21 protein-coding genes and 1 tRNA gene are annotated in these 16,128 nt (G+C 58.4%); 13 read left to right on the top strand and 9 right to left on the bottom strand.

The window, feature by feature from the left end; genetic code table 11:
- Nucleotides 1–109 precede the first annotated feature (109 nt).
- The gene (locus PVA19_RS14625; RefSeq protein WP_274103093.1) at nt 110–994 is read right to left on the bottom strand and encodes an N-formylglutamate amidohydrolase; all 885 of its coding nucleotides are present in this window, start codon (nt 992–994) and stop codon (nt 110–112) included.
- Between the two features lie 179 nt (nt 995–1,173).
- Between PVA19_RS14625 and cpdR the strand changes: the two genes are divergently transcribed.
- The 13 genes from cpdR (at nt 1,174) to PVA19_RS14560 (ending at nt 12,026) form a co-directional block, all read left to right on the top strand.
- Complete coding sequence (gene cpdR, locus PVA19_RS14620; protein ID WP_027675545.1) at nt 1,174–1,536, top strand: cell cycle two-component system response regulator CpdR; 363 nt, start codon at nt 1,174–1,176, stop codon at nt 1,534–1,536.
- Nucleotides 1,537–1,617: 81 nt separating this feature from the next.
- Nucleotides 1,618–1,692, top strand: a tRNA-Val gene (locus PVA19_RS14615).
- Nucleotides 1,693–1,919: 227 nt separating this feature from the next.
- Nucleotides 1,920–2,180 (top strand): hypothetical protein, encoded by a 261-nt coding sequence (locus PVA19_RS14610; RefSeq protein ID WP_274103088.1) that lies wholly within the window; start codon nt 1,920–1,922, stop codon nt 2,178–2,180.
- Nucleotides 2,181–2,239: 59 nt separating this feature from the next.
- Nucleotides 2,240–3,166, top strand: a complete 927-nt coding sequence (locus PVA19_RS14605; RefSeq protein ID WP_274103086.1) for an ArsR/SmtB family transcription factor — start codon at nt 2,240–2,242, stop codon at nt 3,164–3,166.
- Between the two features lie 172 nt (nt 3,167–3,338).
- Nucleotides 3,339–4,850: an arabinosylfuranosidase ArfA gene (arfA, locus tag PVA19_RS14600; RefSeq protein ID WP_274103084.1), complete on the top strand. Its 1,512-nt coding sequence runs from the start codon at nt 3,339–3,341 to the stop codon at nt 4,848–4,850.
- 44 nt (nt 4,851–4,894) lie between these two features.
- Nucleotides 4,895–5,995 carry an ABC transporter ATP-binding protein gene (locus PVA19_RS14595; RefSeq protein ID WP_274103083.1) on the top strand — a complete coding sequence of 367 codons (1,101 nt, stop codon included), beginning with the start codon at nt 4,895–4,897 and terminating at the stop codon, nt 5,993–5,995.
- The gene (locus PVA19_RS14590; RefSeq protein WP_274103082.1) at nt 5,988–6,929 is read left to right on the top strand and encodes a carbohydrate ABC transporter permease; all 942 of its coding nucleotides are present in this window, start codon (nt 5,988–5,990) and stop codon (nt 6,927–6,929) included. The genes PVA19_RS14595 and PVA19_RS14590 overlap by 8 nt, the downstream gene beginning before the upstream one ends.
- Nucleotides 6,929–7,777, top strand: coding sequence for a carbohydrate ABC transporter permease (locus tag PVA19_RS14585; protein ID WP_274103080.1), 849 nt, complete (start codon nt 6,929–6,931; stop codon nt 7,775–7,777). Before PVA19_RS14590 ends, PVA19_RS14585 begins: the two co-directional genes overlap by 1 nt.
- Nucleotides 7,778–7,872: 95 nt before the next feature.
- A complete protein-coding gene (locus PVA19_RS14580; RefSeq protein ID WP_274103078.1) occupies nt 7,873–9,192 on the top strand; it encodes an ABC transporter substrate-binding protein in 1,320 nt (439 codons plus the stop codon).
- Between the two features lie 196 nt (nt 9,193–9,388).
- Nucleotides 9,389–10,702 carry an acetylglutamate kinase gene (locus PVA19_RS14575; RefSeq protein ID WP_274103077.1) on the top strand — a complete coding sequence of 438 codons (1,314 nt, stop codon included), beginning with the start codon at nt 9,389–9,391 and terminating at the stop codon, nt 10,700–10,702.
- A gap of 13 nt (nt 10,703–10,715) precedes the next feature.
- Nucleotides 10,716–11,102: an ACT domain-containing protein gene (locus PVA19_RS14570; RefSeq protein WP_274103076.1), complete on the top strand. Its 387-nt coding sequence runs from the start codon at nt 10,716–10,718 to the stop codon at nt 11,100–11,102.
- On the top strand, nt 11,071–11,418 hold the full coding sequence (locus PVA19_RS22435; RefSeq protein ID WP_440598516.1) for a hypothetical protein: 348 nt from the start codon (nt 11,071–11,073) through the stop codon (nt 11,416–11,418). The genes PVA19_RS14570 and PVA19_RS22435 overlap by 32 nt, the downstream gene beginning before the upstream one ends.
- A gap of 35 nt (nt 11,419–11,453) precedes the next feature.
- Nucleotides 11,454–12,026, top strand: a complete 573-nt coding sequence (locus PVA19_RS14560) for a DedA family protein (RefSeq protein ID WP_274103075.1) — start codon at nt 11,454–11,456, stop codon at nt 12,024–12,026.
- Between the two features lie 18 nt (nt 12,027–12,044).
- On the opposite strand, the gene PVA19_RS14555 is transcribed toward PVA19_RS14560, so the two are convergent.
- The 8 genes from PVA19_RS14555 to PVA19_RS14520 form a co-directional block, all read right to left on the bottom strand.
- Complete coding sequence (locus tag PVA19_RS14555; RefSeq protein ID WP_111849430.1) at nt 12,045–12,686, bottom strand: hypothetical protein; 642 nt, start codon at nt 12,684–12,686, stop codon at nt 12,045–12,047.
- Nucleotides 12,686–12,994 carry a hypothetical protein gene (locus tag PVA19_RS14550; protein WP_274103074.1) on the bottom strand — a complete coding sequence of 103 codons (309 nt, stop codon included), beginning with the start codon at nt 12,992–12,994 and terminating at the stop codon, nt 12,686–12,688. The genes PVA19_RS14555 and PVA19_RS14550 overlap by 1 nt, the downstream gene beginning before the upstream one ends.
- Complete coding sequence (locus PVA19_RS14545; protein WP_274103073.1) at nt 12,918–13,301, bottom strand: hypothetical protein; 384 nt, start codon at nt 13,299–13,301, stop codon at nt 12,918–12,920. Before PVA19_RS14545 ends, PVA19_RS14550 begins: the two co-directional genes overlap by 77 nt.
- Nucleotides 13,298–13,885, bottom strand: a complete 588-nt coding sequence (locus tag PVA19_RS14540) for a lysozyme (protein ID WP_274103071.1) — start codon at nt 13,883–13,885, stop codon at nt 13,298–13,300. Before PVA19_RS14540 ends, PVA19_RS14545 begins: the two co-directional genes overlap by 4 nt.
- Entirely contained in the window at nt 13,872–14,093 is a 222-nt protein-coding gene (locus PVA19_RS14535; RefSeq protein WP_274103070.1) for a DUF7940 domain-containing protein, read from the bottom strand. Before PVA19_RS14535 ends, PVA19_RS14540 begins: the two co-directional genes overlap by 14 nt.
- Before the next feature lie 56 nt (nt 14,094–14,149).
- The gene (locus PVA19_RS14530; RefSeq protein WP_274103068.1) at nt 14,150–14,317 is read right to left on the bottom strand and encodes a hypothetical protein; all 168 of its coding nucleotides are present in this window, start codon (nt 14,315–14,317) and stop codon (nt 14,150–14,152) included.
- Nucleotides 14,318–15,115, bottom strand: a complete 798-nt coding sequence (locus PVA19_RS14525; RefSeq protein ID WP_274103067.1) for a hypothetical protein — start codon at nt 15,113–15,115, stop codon at nt 14,318–14,320.
- Nucleotides 15,116–15,296: 181 nt separating this feature from the next.
- Nucleotides 15,297–16,106 (bottom strand): phage head spike fiber domain-containing protein, encoded by an 810-nt coding sequence (locus PVA19_RS14520; RefSeq protein WP_274103066.1) that lies wholly within the window; start codon nt 16,104–16,106, stop codon nt 15,297–15,299.
- Nucleotides 16,107–16,128: the final 22 nt, after the last annotated feature.

Below are 16,128 nucleotides of genomic sequence, written 5' to 3'. Positions count from 1 at the left end.
CTTGGGTGTTTCCTCCCTAGACTTAACCGCGCGAAGGCGCGTTTTTTTTTGCGTTCAGCCCAGCATCGGCGCGAGACGTCCGGGCGTCCTGTTCGGGATGAAAGAAGCTTTATTCGGCCGCAAAGGCCATATCGATCACATATTCCGAGACGAAGCCCGCCATCTGACGCATGAAGATGCCCAGGGCCGATTGCATCGCCGGGAAATCCGCCGCCTTCAGAAAGGTCTTCTCGTCCACATAGAGTGCGCGATTTACCTCGATCTGCAACGCATGCAGCGAGCGGATCGGCCGGCCGTAATGCTCGGTGATGAAACCGCCGGCATAGGGCTTGTTGCACACGGCGTTGAAGCCAAGCTCTTCAAGGAAATGCAGAGCCGCACGGGAAATCTCCGCAGAGGCGCTGGTGCCGTAACGATCGCCGATGATGATGTCGGGGCGGATGTTCGATCCGGCAAGGCGGATATTGCCAGGCATGGAATGGCAGTCGATCAGCACCGCCATGCCATGCGTGGCATGGGTGCGCGAGACGAGGCGTCGCAGGCACGCATGGTAGGGCTTGTAGATGCCCTCGACACGCGACAGCCCCTCCTCCACCGATAGGCGGTGCGCGTAGATATCCATGTTCTCCGCCACGATGCGCGGCACGGTGCCGAGACCGCCTGCAACCCGCATGGAGCCGATATTGGCGTAAGATGGCAGTGCGCCGTCGAACATGCGCGGATCGAGCTCATAGGGCTCGCGGTTGACATCCAGATAGGCGCGGGGGAAATTGGCCTTCAGCAGTGGCGCGCCGATATCAGGAGCGCACGCAAAAAGCTCATCGACGAAACAATCTTCCGAACGGCGAATTTCGTAGGAATCGAGCCGCGAGGATTCAAGAAAGGAAACGGGGTAACAGCGGCCACTATGGGGTGAATTATAGACGAAGGGAATGCTGTGCAGCGCTGGCTCGCACACCTCGAACAGCTCATATTCGCCCGTCACCCAGTCCATGCGCCCCGTTTACCATGTCATAATTCTGCCAGACGCATCATGTTGCCAGTTGCGCCAGTGCAAGTCCATACTGGCAGGCAGTCACCCTCTCGTGATTCTACCATTCACATGATATTTACTCCGACAATGGTACAATCGCGATAGGGTATCCCAATAATTCTGTAGTTACGGTCACTTATATGGTTCAGAAAATTCTTCTCGCCGAAGACGACAATGACATGCGCCGCTTCCTGGTGAAGGCGCTTGAAAAGGCCGGATACAAGGTCTCGTCCTTCGATAATGGTGCAAGCGCCTATGATCGGCTTCGCGAAGAGCCTTTCTCACTGCTTTTGACCGATATCGTCATGCCGGAAATGGACGGCATCGAGCTTGCGCGCCGCGCCACCGAACTCGATCCCGACCTCAAGGTCATGTTCATCACCGGTTTCGCAGCGGTTGCTTTGAATGCTGATTCGAAGGCACCGAAGGATGCCAAGGTGCTTTCCAAGCCATTCCACCTTCGCGACCTCGTCGACGAGGTCAACAAACTCCTTGTGGCGTAAGGGTTTCAAAAAAACCTGTCACAAAATCGAAAAAGGCAGTTGACGCTTCATTCGGTTATGTGATTTATGCGCCGCAACGGAGGGCGTGTAGCTCAGCGGGAGAGCACTACGTTGACATCGTAGGGGTCACAGGTTCAATCCCTGTCACGCCCACCATCCGAATTTAAAGAAATCAAGGCCTTGCAAAATATTGCAGGGCCTTTTTCTTTATTGTCCCGCCCTTCCCCAGACAGCAATATACCTCAGACAGGACCACGTCGCTGGCGTTCGAAGCAACAAGCCAGAATGCACCGTGGCGACGAGCCAGTGCGGTATGAGTTCCCTTCGCTCCGAGGATGAGTTCGGGCGCGATAGAAACAGGACTATGTGATAAAGGTAGACGAATGAGCAATCGCACCTCATCTGGGCTGAGGCGCTTCGTCAGCGCCGCCTCAGGTCCGTGGAAAGCAGCAATCTGCTTTTTTGGCGTCGTTGCAGCTCTGATGGGAATGAATGCCGTAGCGATCCTGTGCGGATGGTACACGCTCTCCAATCGCCTCGTAGCCTATACCGCTCTCGCTGCCGTCGGATTTTTCGTATCCGTGCTCCTGCAAGCCTATTTCAGCCTCACCGCCTCTAGACGGGATCGGGCAGACAGGAAGTAGCGACTTTTCAATTATCAGAAAGCGCGATACAAATCGGAAAATCCGAATGTAAAAGCGCCATGACGAAAAAATTCCTCATCATCGATCCCGAGACCGACCACACCGTGTTGAAGGGCATTGCCTCGCCGACGCGAGCGACCATGTTGAAAATGCTGCATGATCGCGGCCCGATGAATGTCAACGACATGGCGGCGGCTTTGGACCTGCCGCAATCGACGGTTTCCACCCATATCCAGATTCTGGAAGATGCGGGCCTGCTGCAGAGCGAAACGCAGAAGGCGCGCAAGGGCAGCCAGAAAATCTGTCGCGCCACGGTGGAAGAGGTGGTCATCGTCTTCAAAAGTGAGGTGCGAGAGCCGCGCAAGGACGTGATCGAGGTGTCCATGCCGGTCGGCCTCTATACCGGCTTCGAGGTGACGGCACCCTGCGGGCTCTGTTCACCAGATGGTATCATCGGCCTTCTCGATGTGCCGAATGCGCTTCTGGATCCGGACCGGATGAAGGCGGGGCTGATCTGGTTTACCCGTGGCCATGTGGAATATCAGTTCCCCAACAATGCCAAACTCTCCAACGCCGCAATTCGCGAGCTTGAAGTGGCGGTGGAGCTGAGCTCGGAAGTGCCAGGAACCAGCGCCGACTGGCCGTCTGACATAACGCTGACCATCAACGGCAAGAAGGTCGGCGTGTGGACCTCGCCCGGAGATTTCGGCGATAAGCGTGGCGTCTATACGCCAGACTGGTGGAAGCTCAAGGGCTCGCAATATGGCAAGCTGAAGAACTGGCGCGTCGGACCGGACGGCACCTTCGTCGATGGCGTGCAGATCTCGAATGTCACGCTGGCCGACCTCGATCTTGCCAGCCATCACTCCATCCGCGTGCGCATCGGCATAGAGGACGACGCCAAGCATCCGGGCGGCATCAATATCTTCGGCAAGGGCTTCGGCAATTACGATCAGGACATCGTGCTACGCCTGAAGATCGAATAGTATCAATAATTCCGATATTTAAAATAACGGCGCGACATCAAGCTGTTAGAAATTACGGGTAGCATCTTCAGGCAACGTTGCAGCTCTCCCTGTTGACCCATACCGGATTTTCCGATTTAGTATCCGTAATAGCGATACATATCGCTTTTTATGATACTAATGGGAGGAATGCATGAAGGTATCGGTTGTGGCGCATCCGCAATTTGTCGTGGCGGATATTGATCCCAGGCTCTACGGGTCCTTCATCGAGCATCTTGGTCGCGCCGTCTATACCGGCATTTATGAGCCGGACCACAGAACGGCTGATCAGAGCGGCATGCGTCAGGATGTCATCGATCTCGTCAAGGAACTGGACGTTCCGATCGTGCGCTATCCCGGCGGCAACTTCGTTTCCGCCTACAATTGGGAAGATGGTGTCGGCCCTAAGGAAGAACGGCCCGTTCGCCTTGATCTCGCCTGGCACACATCCGAGAGCAACGAGGTCGGCCTGCATGAATTTGCCGACTGGTGCGTGTCCGCCAATACCGAGATGATGCTGGCGGTCAATCTCGGCTCGCGCGGACTGGATGAAGCGCGCAATCTGCTGGAATATGCCAACCACCCGGGCGGCAGCGAGTGGAGCGACAAGCGTATCGCCAATGGCCGCAAGGAGCCTTTCGACGTCAAGCTCTGGTGCCTTGGCAACGAGATGGACGGCCCCTGGCAGATCGGCCACAAGACGGCGGATGAATATGGCCGCCTCGCCCACGAAACGGCAAAGGCCATGCGCGCCTTCGACAGCTCGCTCGAACTCGTCGTCTGCGGCTCATCCAATGCCAAGATGCCAACCTATCCGGAGTGGGAGGCAACCGTTCTCGACCACACCTATAACGAGGTCGATTATATCTCGCTGCATATGTATTTCGACAATCACGCCAATGATGTCGGCAACTATCTGGCGATGAACCAGAAGCTCGACGACTACATCATGTCGGTCGCAGGCGTCATTGATTACATCAAGGCCAAGAAGCGCTCGTCGCGCCAGGTCTATATCTCATTCGACGAATGGAACGTCTGGTATCACTCGAAGGAACAGGACAAGAAGACGCTTGCCGGTGCCGATGGCTGGCCCTTTGCCCCGCCACTTCTGGAAGACATCTACACGTTCGAGGATGTGCTGCAGGTCGGCCTGATCCTCAACACCTTCATTCGTCGCTCGCATGTGGTGCGCATCGCCTGCCTGGCACAGCTCGTCAACGTTATTGCGCCGATCATGACCGCGCCGAACGGCCCAGCCTGGCGCCAGACGATCTTCTATCCCTTCCTCTTTGCCTCGCGCTATGGCCGCGGCAAGGCGCTGGACCTGAAGGTCAACAGCCCCACCTACAAGAGCGAGACGGCGGGCGAGGTGTCCTGCCTCGACGTTTCCGCCGTGCATGATGAGGAAGGCGGCTTCGTCAGCTTCTTCGTCGTCAATCGCTCCGAAAACGAGATCGAGGCCGAGTTCGATGTCGCAGCCTTCGGCAGCACCAGCAGCATCGCCGATCACCAGGTCATGGCCCATGCCGATCTGAAAGCGGTCAATACCGAGACGAATATGGACAATGTTGCGCCGAAAAAGGCCGACACGGCAAGGCTGTCCAACGGCCGGCTTTCGGCGACATGCGCGCCCTACTCCTACCAGATGGTGCGCATCAAGGTCTGACAGGGCCTTGCGACATCGCCATACGGGTCACGGGAGGAGACACTATGACGGCAAGTATCGATATGAACAATGTGAGCAAGCACTTCGGCGGGCTGACGGTTTTTGAAGGACTGTCGCTTTCCATTCCGGCGCATGAATTCGTCGTGTTCCTCGGCCCATCCGGCTGCGGCAAGTCCACGCTTCTGCGCATGATTGCGGGGCTCGAAAGTGTCGATGACGGAGAAATCCGCATCAATGGCGAGCGCATAGACGACCAGCCGCCCGGCAAGCGCGGCGTCGCCATGGTCTTCCAGTCCTATGCGCTCTATCCGCATATGACGGTGCGCGACAACATGGCCTTCGGGCTGAAGAACATCGCCGTCGAGCGCTCCGTCATCGATGCGCGCATTGCCGAAGCCGCACGCATGTTGGAAATCGGCCATTTGCTCGAGCGCAAGCCCGGGCAATTGTCCGGCGGCCAGCGGCAGCGTGTCGCCATCGGTCGCGCCGTTGTAAAGGAACCGAAAGCCTTCCTCTTCGACGAGCCACTGTCCAACCTCGATGCGGCACTGCGCACCCGCACCCGCATCGAACTGGCACAGCTGCATCAGCGGCTGAAGTCGACCATGATCTTCGTCACCCATGACCAGATCGAGGCGATGACGCTGGCGGATCGGATCGTCGTCATGAACAATCGGCAGATCGAACAGATCGGCACGCCGATGGAGATCTATAACCGTCCGGCAAGCCGCTTCGTCGCGGGCTTCGTCGGTGCACCGGCGATGAATTTCCTTCCCGTCACGATCGGCACGGATGCCGGCGTCGTCACCGTCGAGACCGCTTCGGGCACCAGGATGGTAACCGCCATTCCAGCCACCGGTATCGCGCCCGGCGCTTTCGAACTTGGCCTGCGCTCGGAAGATGTGCGTATCACATCGCAAGGCAGCGGCAACGCGGAAGGCGTGGTGGATGTGGTGGAGCGGCTGGGCGAACGCACGCTGGTCTATGTGCGCCTTGCCGATGGTCAGCAACTTGTCGGTTCCGATAGTGGCGATAGCCGCGTCTCGGTTGGAGATCGTGTCGGCCTGTCCTTCGACAGCACCAAGGCGCATCTTTTCGATGCATCGGGCCGCGCCTGGCACGCGCGGGAGGTGGGTCATGGCTGAACCACTGAGTGCAACCACCGCCCATCAGGCTGCAGGCGCAGTCTCCGTCAAGCGCGCGAGAAGCGTCGATATCTACGCGCCGCAATGGCGAAACTTTCTCTTCGTCGCGCCCTATCTCGTTTTCTTCGTCACGCTGCTTGTCGTGCCGCTGTTCTGGGGTATCTGGCTGTCCTTCCACAAGGCGGATACGTTTTCCTCTGGCCCTTTTATCGGCCTCGGCAATTACGTCCGTCTGTTCAATGACAAGATCTTCCTGCAGTCGATCTGGAACACCTTCTACTTTGTGCTGCTGACGGTTCCGTCGCTCGCCCTGCTCGGCCTGTTCCTGGCGCTTTGCCTCAACCGGCGCACGCGCAGCGCCGCCGTCCTCCGGGGCCTGTTCTTCTCATCCTCGGTCTTGTCCGTCACCATCGTCACGCTGATCTGGCGCATCGTCTACATTCCCGACATCGGCCTTTTGTCGATGATCTTCGGTCTGTTTGGTGCTAGGGCACCGGCCTTCCTGTCGGACCCGAGCCTTGCCATGATCGGCATCGCGATCGCCACCGTCTGGTGGTGCATCGGCCTGCCGATGATGCTGTTTCTCTCGGCACTTCAACAGATCCCGCAGGATATCTATGAGGCCGCCGCTCTCGACAATGCCAATCGCTGGCAGACGCTGCGGTCCATCACCCTGCCCTCGATCAAGCGCACCTTCGTGCTCGTCGTCATCATCCAGATCGTCTTTCAGTTCCAGCTCTTCGGCCAGGCGCTGTTGATGACGCGCGGCGGCCCGAACAACCTCACCAAGCCGATCGTGTTCTACATCTATGAAACCGCCTTCCGCCGCTGGGATCTCGGCCTCGGTGCCGCCGCATCCGAAATCCTCTTCGTGCTGATCCTGATCGCGGCCATGGTGCAATTTCTGGTATCCCGCAGAAAGGCAGATGTGTGATGGCTTCGCAGAACTCCAACATCATCGGCAGATCCTTCGGCGACCGCGTGCTCTACGGCCTCGTCATCCTTCTAGCGATCGTTATGGCAGCCCCCGTAATTTACGTCATCGCGCTGTCTTTGAAGGACAACAACGCACTGATGGTCGATCCGCATTCGGTCTTCCAGCTTCCCTACACGATCAAGAACTATATCGACACCATCGGCACATCGAGCGTGTTCCTCTGGGTGTTCAACAGCATCGTGGTGGCCAGCGGCATGACGATCATGACGCTGATCCTCTCGTCGCTTGCGGGTTATGGCTTCGCCCGGCTGAACTTCCCCGGTCGCGACGTCCTCTTCGTTCTGGTGCTTCTGGGTCTGGCCGTGCCGGAACAGGCGGTGCTCATTGCCCGCCACCAGATCTTCAGCTGGCTTGGCCTGCACAATTCCTATCCGGGCTTGATCCTGCCGGGTCTGTCTTCCGCCTTCGGCGTATTCCTGATGACGCAATATTTCCGCGCCATTCCAAAGGAACTGGATGAAGCTGCGATCCTCGACAATGCCAGCCGCTTCCGCGTCTTCTGGAAGGTGCTTCTGCCACTGACCGTCCCGGCGCAGGCGACACTTGGCATCTTCACATTTCTCGGCGCCTGGAACGATTACTTCTGGCCGCTGATCTCCGCGACGAAGAAGGAAATGTTTACGCTCACCGTCGGCATCGCCTCGACGCAGATGAACTTTGCCCAGTCGCAGGGCATCGGCTTTCTGATGGCGCAGGCGGTGTTCGCCGGCGCACCGATCCTGATCATCTATCTGTTTTTCCAGAAATATATCGTCACCGCCGTATCTGGCGCGGCGGTGCGGTGATGCACGACGCTCCGGCCAAGATGCAAAGCCTGAACGAATGAGGAAAAGACGCCGCTCGCCCAGCGACGGCGAAACCTGAGGAGGAGGAGACTATCATGACTTTGAGGACACTGTTTCTCGCAACCATATCCGCAGCCGCGGTGCTGGTCGCATCACCAAGCTTTGCCGAGACCGAATTGCAGGTGCAGCGCTTCTTTGGCGCCTGCGACGCAGATTTCGGCAAGAACACCGATGTCAGCAAGGCGGTGGGCGAATGCGGCATCATCACATCGATGATCAACAAATTCGCCGCCGACAATCCGGATATCAAGATCAACGTCACCACGGTGGAATGGCCGGGCTACGACCAGCTCACGGCGCAGTTCGCCTCGGGCGATGCACCGGACATCGTCACGATCCATGAATCCGTCCTGTCCGACTATCAGTCCAAGGACCTGCTGGTCCCGCTCGACGACATGTTGAAGACCGTTGGCGTGACGCCGGACAAATTCACCGATGCGGCCAAGGAAGGCGTGACCAAGAACGGCAAGATCTACGGCCTGCCGATCGACAACTGGACCATGCTCTACCACATCAACATGGACCTGTTCAAAACCGCAGGCCTCGTCAATGCCGACGGCACGCCGATCCTGCCGAAATCACCGGAAGAGTTGCTGGCCCAGGCCGAGCAGTTCAAACAGAAGACCGGCAAGCCCTATTTCGTCCAGAACCTCGCCAACGAGACGGCGCTCTATGCCCGCAATCTCTACACCTATCTTTTCCAGCAGAATTCCGATTTCTTCGCCGATCCGAAGAAGGTGAAGTTCAACACGCCGGAAGCACGCAAGATCGTGGAGATGTACAAGACCATCTTCGAAAAGGACGACACGACGAAGGACCTCGATTACGGCGGCTCCATTAACGCGTTCCTTGGCGGTGAAGGCGGCGTGCACCTGAACGGCACCTGGATGGTCGGCGACTACAATGCCCAATCTGAAAAGCCGGGCACTGCGCTGAACAAGGGCGGCTATGCGGTCTATCCCTATCCGCAGCTCTTCCCCGGCGCCAAGGCGCAATATGCCGATGGCCACAGCTGGGCGGTTTCCAAGAAGGATCGCACGCCGGAGCAGGAGGCGGCGATTGCCAAGTTCCTGAAATTCTTTGCCGATAATGATTTCGAATGGTCGCGCACCGGTCACCTGCCGGCTTACAAGGCGGTCATCGAATCCGCCGAGTTCAAGGCGCTGCCGCATCGCGACACGATTGCGCCGATCGCCACGCTTGGCAAGCCGCTGCCCTCCGCCGTCCAGCGCCAGTTCGCCATTCAGGACATTGTCGGCGAGGAAATGAGCGCGGCCATTACCGGCCAGAAGGACGTCGATTCCGCGCTCGCCGATATGGAAAGCCGCGTCAACGAGCTTCTCGCCAACCTCTGATCTGCCGGCTGCAGCCCTTTGCTGCGGTCTCTCGCGTCTCGCCTACCCTCCCGGGGGCGAGGCGCGAGATTTTGTTTGAGGGAGAGCGCGGCCTCTTTTTCACCCTTATGGTCGATATGATTTGGAAAAGACCAATCTTGGTCCTATGGGTGAAGGCCCACTTCATCGTCCGAGACTGTCAACGACCGTGCCTAGAATGCAAAGCGACACCCGCCAGACAATCGTGCGTCTTCTCTCCACCATGGCAAGCGCCAAGGAGATCGACCAGTATCTGAAACGCTTCTCTCAGCTCGATGCCAAGCGCTTCGCGCTCGTCAAGATCGATGGCGCGATCCTGCGCGATGCGCAGGAGGCAGAGGCGACCGCCTCTTCGCTGTCGTTTCTGCAGCAAGTGGGGCTGACGCCGATTGTTCTGTTGGGACGGAGTTCGCGGACAGAGGATGAGAGCGCCACTCATGAGAGGGCAGCCAGCGCCGCAGGCAAGCCACAAGAGACTGCCGATGGCGAGACGTTTGATGGCCTCAACCTGAAGCTCGTTCAATTGCTGCAGGAGCAAGGCACGCGCGCCACCTCGATCACGGCAGGCGTGTTTGCGGCAGACGTTTCGACAAGCAATGCCAGCTCTCACCTTGTAACAGTGAGCGCAGTGAGATTGGCGCCGATCGAAGCCAGTCTCGATGCAGGATCGATCCCTGTCATCGGCAGCGTTGGCGAAACCCCATCCGGCCAGACAATAGCGATCGGCAGCGATGACGCGACCAACGAGCTGGTGCGCGCGCTGCAGCCCTTCAAGGTGATCTTTCTCACGAGTTTTGGCGGCTTGCGCCATGACAATGGTCGCAGAATCGACTCGATCAACCTCTCCACAGAATACGACCAGTTCGCCGAGAAGGCCTATTCGGACAGCGGCTTCACCTTCAAGATCGAGCGGATGAAGCAATTGCTCGATGGCTTGCCGATGGAATCCTCGATCTCCATCACCAACCCGGCCAACCTGGCGCAAGAGCTTTTCACCCATAAGGGCTCCGGCACGTTGATCCGCCGTGGTGAACGGGTGCTGCGCGCCACATCATGGGAAGAACTCGACCTGACCCGTCTGCGGGCGCTGATTGAATCGAGTTTCGGACGACGCGTCGTCGAAGATTATTTTGAGCGCACCCGGCTGCTGCGGGCCTACATCAGCGAACACTACCGCGCCGCGATCATCCTGACGGAAGAGGATGGCGTACCCTATCTCGACAAATTCGCCGTACTGGACGAAGCACAGGGAGAAGGCCTCGGCCGTGCGGTCTGGAAGGTCATGCGCGAAGAGACACCGCAATTGTTCTGGCGCTCCCGCCACAACAATCAGGTGAACATCTTCTACTACGCCCAGTCCGATGGCTGCTTCAAACAGGAGCGGTGGAAAGTGTTCTGGTGCGGCCTGACGGATTTCTCGCAGATCGAAAAATGCGTCGCCCATTGTGCCGTGCGACCAACGACCTTGATCGACACTGAAACCAAACCGTGAAGGAGAAGGCGCCGTGCCGCACGCAATAAATCTACGGGCCGTTCCGGGCGTCTTCAGCGTCGCGCGGCTTTCGCCCGATGCAACCTTGCCTGCGTGGTTTGATGGCCCCGGCTTTTCCGCCATGGTCAGAAGCGACGACGAACTGACCCTCGTCTGCCTGCAGGACCGAGTACCAACAAACGTCGAAGCCGAACCGAACTGGCGCTGCTTCCGCAGCCTCGGCCCGATCCCGTTTAATGCTACGGGTATTCTCCAATCGCTGATTCAGCCGATCTCCGAACAAGGCATCGGCGTCTTCGTGCTCTGCACCTTTGACGGCGAACATATTCTTGTGCCGGAGAAAGAGTGGGATCGAGCGGCGCGCCTGCTTGAAGAGGCAGGACATCGCTTCGTTTCGTAAGCGCGAGCAGCCTCTCACGCACACGAATCTAGGAGCGACTCCTCATTTCGCTTCGCGGCACCGCTGGGAGCAGAATTTCACAGTCACCCAGTCTTTCGCCCATTTCTTCCGCCAGACGAAGGGCCGCCCGCAAACCGGGCATATCTTGGAAGGCAGTTCTGATTTCTTGCGTTGTTTCGGCATTGAATCGCTTGTGATGTTTTTCCAGCTTACGGCAAGGACTGCCATCTGGATCATCGAAGCGTCGGATCGGCTGGCATCGGTCAAGAATCTCAGCGTCGAGCATTCCTTGATGGCAACCAATTATGCATCATGACAGTCTTACCACCGATCGATCATCTGGAAGACATCATGGCTTTTGAACAATTCGTCACCGATTACGGCATTGCCGCCGTCCTGATTGGCTCGGGCGTGGAGGGAGAGACCGTGGCGTTTCTGGGCGGCGTGCTTGCCCACAAGGGCGTGTTTCCCTACTGGCAGGCTGCCGTGGCCGCTGCGGCGGGCTCGTTCCTGGCAGATCAAATTCTGTTTTATCTCGGCCGCTACGCGAGCGGCGTCAAAGCCGTCAAACGCTTGACTGCAAAACCTGCCATGACGCGGGTAACGTCATGGCTCGAAAAGCATCCCAACGCCTTCATTTTCTGTTTCCGCTTCGTCTATGGCATTCGCACCATCAGCCCGGTCGCGATCGGCCTCTCTTCCATTTCGCCGCTTCGCTTCTTTGCCATCAACCTGGTCTCCGCCGCCACCTGGGGCACCGTCATCACAGCCGTCGGCTATGGATTGGGACAGGCCGTCGAGACACTGATCGGCAGGCTCGGCCTTGGCCACCATATGGCTGTCGCCATCATCCCAGCCCTTGTCATCATCGCCGCCATCGCATTCGGCGCGCATCATTACATCCGGTCATCGGAGAAAACATGAGCGGCGTGAGGAGGACAATCACCGCACAGGCAACGCACCAGCGCTTGTCTGCCGTCTCTGCTCGTCAATCTGTCGCTGCTGATCCTTGAACCGTTGATCATATCCGGCAAAGGCGCGCTCTAGCTCCGGGCGCGGAACCTGCGCATCGCGCAGATCCTTGACTTCGGCTTCCATGCGAAGCCGATCTTCGGAACTGCGTTGCTGGCGCCACTCCATCTCCTGCCGCGTTACCATTCGCTCCGTCATCGCAATGATGCTCTGCTGCGTGGTATCGGCCAGTTTCGCGACCGCTGTCTGCGCCAGCTCGGAGTTCTTCAGAATGGCGGTATCAAGCCTGCTCTGATCCTTGCTGAGCGTGCCGTAGACGAAAGCGCTCAGCGCCGCCAAAATTGTGAAGGAGACGCCGACTGCCGACCAGACGACCGGCCACTGGGTGCGGCTACGCTCCGCAAGGCTGGCGGACAGGCCAGAGATCGACGAACGCATCTCATTGGCAATGGCCGACATGGTGTTTTCCACCTGCTTGAAACCGGAACGCATCTCGGTTTCAAGATCGCTTTGGCGGCGCCCAAGATTGGTGACGCGCTCCCCGAGCTGGGCGGTCGCGGCGTCGCTATAGGCCCGGTGGGCATCGTTGCCATTCATCTCGTCAGGTCCCATCATTTTTCTCCGCGGCGCGGTGCCGCTCCGTCGAAGCGCGTCCTCACGCCACCGTAAAAGGAAGCGCAGCGCCCGGTGCGTTGATCGGCAAGCTCGGCAGCCACCTCCCATCGCAACTGCGTGTTGCGCGGCTTTTCGATGCCGTATTTCGGAACGACCCTTGGCATCTTCTGGCGACATTCGTCCGGCAAATCCGGCAGGCGCACACCTGCCGCGAGCCGTCCCGTCGCATTAGCGGCCGCAATCAGCCGCGCCTCTTTGCCGGCACAGCCAGCGACGATCAGCATCGCTCCAGCGGTAATCGCCATCATCCATCTTCTGATTGTCATTGCGGATCGCCTCTTCGAGTTGGGCTTCAAGCGCCTGCTGCGCCAGCGCATCCGCCGCCGCACGTTTGCGATAATCTTCCAGCGCCAGCGCCGCGGCATTGCGCTGTCGCTCGAGTTCGGCCGCCTTGGCCTCGGCCGCGGTCTTTTCCGAGAGCAGCACATAGCCTTTCAGCAGCGCCGCATCATGCGCGGAAAGCCACAGCCGAAAGCCGCCCAAGAGCAGCAAGAGAAAAAGGATCAGTGCTGCCAGGCGCGCCATAAGCGAAGTCGGAAAGAAAACACTCATAGGCCGCTCACACAAAGCTCGGCTTCGCCGATGCGCTGCGCGTCCCCCATCTCCCGACGGTTGACGAGTCCACGCACGACGCGCCCACCCGCTCGGTTAAAAGCCGTCTGCGCCTCACATGCCGCCCGCCACTGCCCCGCTTCGATCCGCGCCTTCGCGGTCGACCGGCACCAGGCCCCGACACCAAAATTATAGGACCCGGAAATCATTGACGCACGAACGCTGACGGGTGCCGCCCCAAGCTTCGGCGAACATTGCATGATCGCTTGGTAATAATCGTCATGCACCCGGCGCAGCAGCATATCGCGACACTGCGCCTTCGTCTTCCTCATGCCCGGGCCCACACCCTGGGTCTCGCCGTAGCAGATATCCCAGATCCTCGCGAAAGGGTCCCAGTGCGATGTCAACACCAGCCCTTCCCAGGGAATGATGGCCTTCTCCACCGCTAGAATAACCGCAGGGTCCATCCGCCCCACATCCGAATAACGGTCATAAGCCGCATAACCACCCGCAGTGACGCTGGCCAACACGGCCGCAACAGCCGCCAGCCCACGCCGCGTCGGCACAATCCTATTGATCGGCATCCGATACACCTTTCTGAGCAAGAATTCGGGAGATGAAGGCCGCGCAAGTCGCGGCACCAGATAGCGCGGCGAAAAGCCCGCGCGGGATTTCGAGGGAACCATCGATGATCGGCAGGAAGACTTCGAGGCCGGACAGAAGTCCTGCGAGCACGATCCATCGAATGGACCAGGCGCGCTTCAGCACCTGCCACCAATTTGAGATAAGCATGGGGATGTCCCTGATTGTTGGATTATGCCGCTACAGGCGAAACGTCACGAGGCGTCTTACAGCGCCTGCTGCTCTGCCCTGAAGGCATTGATGCGATCGTCACGCTCGATCGGCGGGACATCATGCGGAACGTAAAGCGTGTTTACGTTTCCCTGAGGATACACCACGGAAACCGTAATGTTGCCTTGGGCGTCGTACTGCAAGTAAAGCTCGACGTCTTCCATTTATGCCACCTTGAAGAAAATGCCCGCGTAACCGCTATTGTTGCCTCTGCTGAAGCCTTGGCCTGTGAGATCGGGCCACGTACCGAAAGTTTGCGTATTGCCCAGGAACGAAACCGAAGAGGCCGTTCCGGATGCCACCTGTGACGCTGTGCCGCCAATCAGGGCAGCGATGAAGGTTGAGTTGGAACCGAAGGCCTGAAAGATGGCTGTTGTGGTGTCGCCGTTTATCCCGACCCAATAGAGCCCCGGATTGAGCGTCAGGTTCCCGCCGACGATTGCGGCGCTCATTGCGCCAGTCGTTCCCGCCGACATGCTTGCCGTAGCGCCAAGACCATTGCCCGAAGGCAGTTTGGTGGCAGGGTCAGCGGCATAGATCGCAAGCTGAAAGGCTTTGCCGCTTTCGGCAGTGGTTACGCGAACCGCGAGTTCAGAGATCGTCACCCGCTCTTTGATGACGATCGGATGAAACTTGATTTGCCCGCCGACGACAGCAGCGCCGGCAGAGACGAGTGTGTTGAGACCCTGATAATAGTTGCCCGAGATATAGCCGAAGAAATCGGCATTATCCTGGCGCACCCAAGAAGCAACTGCGGCAGTCGCGTCGCGGCAAATATACTCGATGCCTGTGGACTGGTTGAACCACTTGGATCCGACCTCGAAACCGGCTGCGCTATCGTCGGTCGCGCCAGGGACGGTATCGGTGGCGTATCGGTTTTCTGTAAACATCGCGAGGAGACGATTAAGCTTCTCTCGGATGCTCGCGCCCTTGTCCTCGTTTGAAATCAATGAAAGACCCATTTAGCTATCCTTCCATGATGCTGTGTCGTCCCAAGCACCAGCATCGTTCCATGCACCGGTCGCTAGAAGCCAAACCAGCACGGGCTGCACCAAAGCAGCGACAATTCCCCGGCCGAGAGCCAACGAACGCGACGTGATTTCCCCTGCCATTAGAATACTTTCCTTGTTTGATGAGTGATGTTCATGGGCGGAAATCCATTGAGAGGAGGGTGGTCCGAAGTGGGTTGGGCGGCAGTTGTAGACTTCCACCCGGCGTCAGGTCTGTGAGTAAGGCAGTTGAACCGTTGCTGTAGGTCAGCGTGCATTGAGATGCCACGGCAGGGACAGTATCGGTAATCACGTCAGCAGCCCGTGTGACAGCACTTCCCGCAGTCACAGCATGAGATCGTGGCAACGAACTTGGCGGCTCCAACTGATGAAAACCCTGAAACCGTGTCGCGTTATCAACGGAGGTCAGGCTGCCATCGCCAGCAGCGGATGAGATCCTCACTCGGCGCGTTGTGGTTGAACCATTGGGAAGATATCCGCCGAAGAAAACGAACCGCCCACCGCTTAGCGGTATCATTCCCGGGAACACCATCCAGCCGCCTCCCGATGTGCTGAGGGTTCCGACCGTGCCCGTTGCCAGATTGGCCCAGCAATTTCCGAACTCGCCACCGCCGCCTTCGTCAATTCGTATTCGGCACCAGTTGTGGTTCCCTCGTTTTAGAACCACGCTGAAAAGGAATGCGGCTCCGGCCGTGACGCCAGTGACGGTTTGAAGGACTTCAGAAGAGCCCACGCCTTCAGTAACGAGTTGCGTTCCATCGTCTTGCGTCTCGCCAATAAGCGTGTTGCTCTTGTTCCAGGCCTGAGTGAGATCGGTAGACCTGAGCAGCCTGTTTGAGCCGGATGGCTCGACCAGCAACCCTGCGCCATTCCTGCGAGGCTGATTAGGCGCAAAGACCGCCAACATGTCTAAATCAAACCCGGCGCTGGCGCGTGACGCCACCAGTCCCTCCAAGCTCGACGAG

The sequence above is a fragment of the Agrobacterium sp. CNPSo 3708 genome (genome assembly GCF_028674915.1).
Classification (GTDB): Bacteria; Pseudomonadota; Alphaproteobacteria; order Rhizobiales; family Rhizobiaceae; genus Agrobacterium; species Agrobacterium cavarae.
The sequence above is the reverse complement of the archived record's forward strand: the minus strand, read 5'-3'. Positions and strand labels throughout refer to the sequence as shown.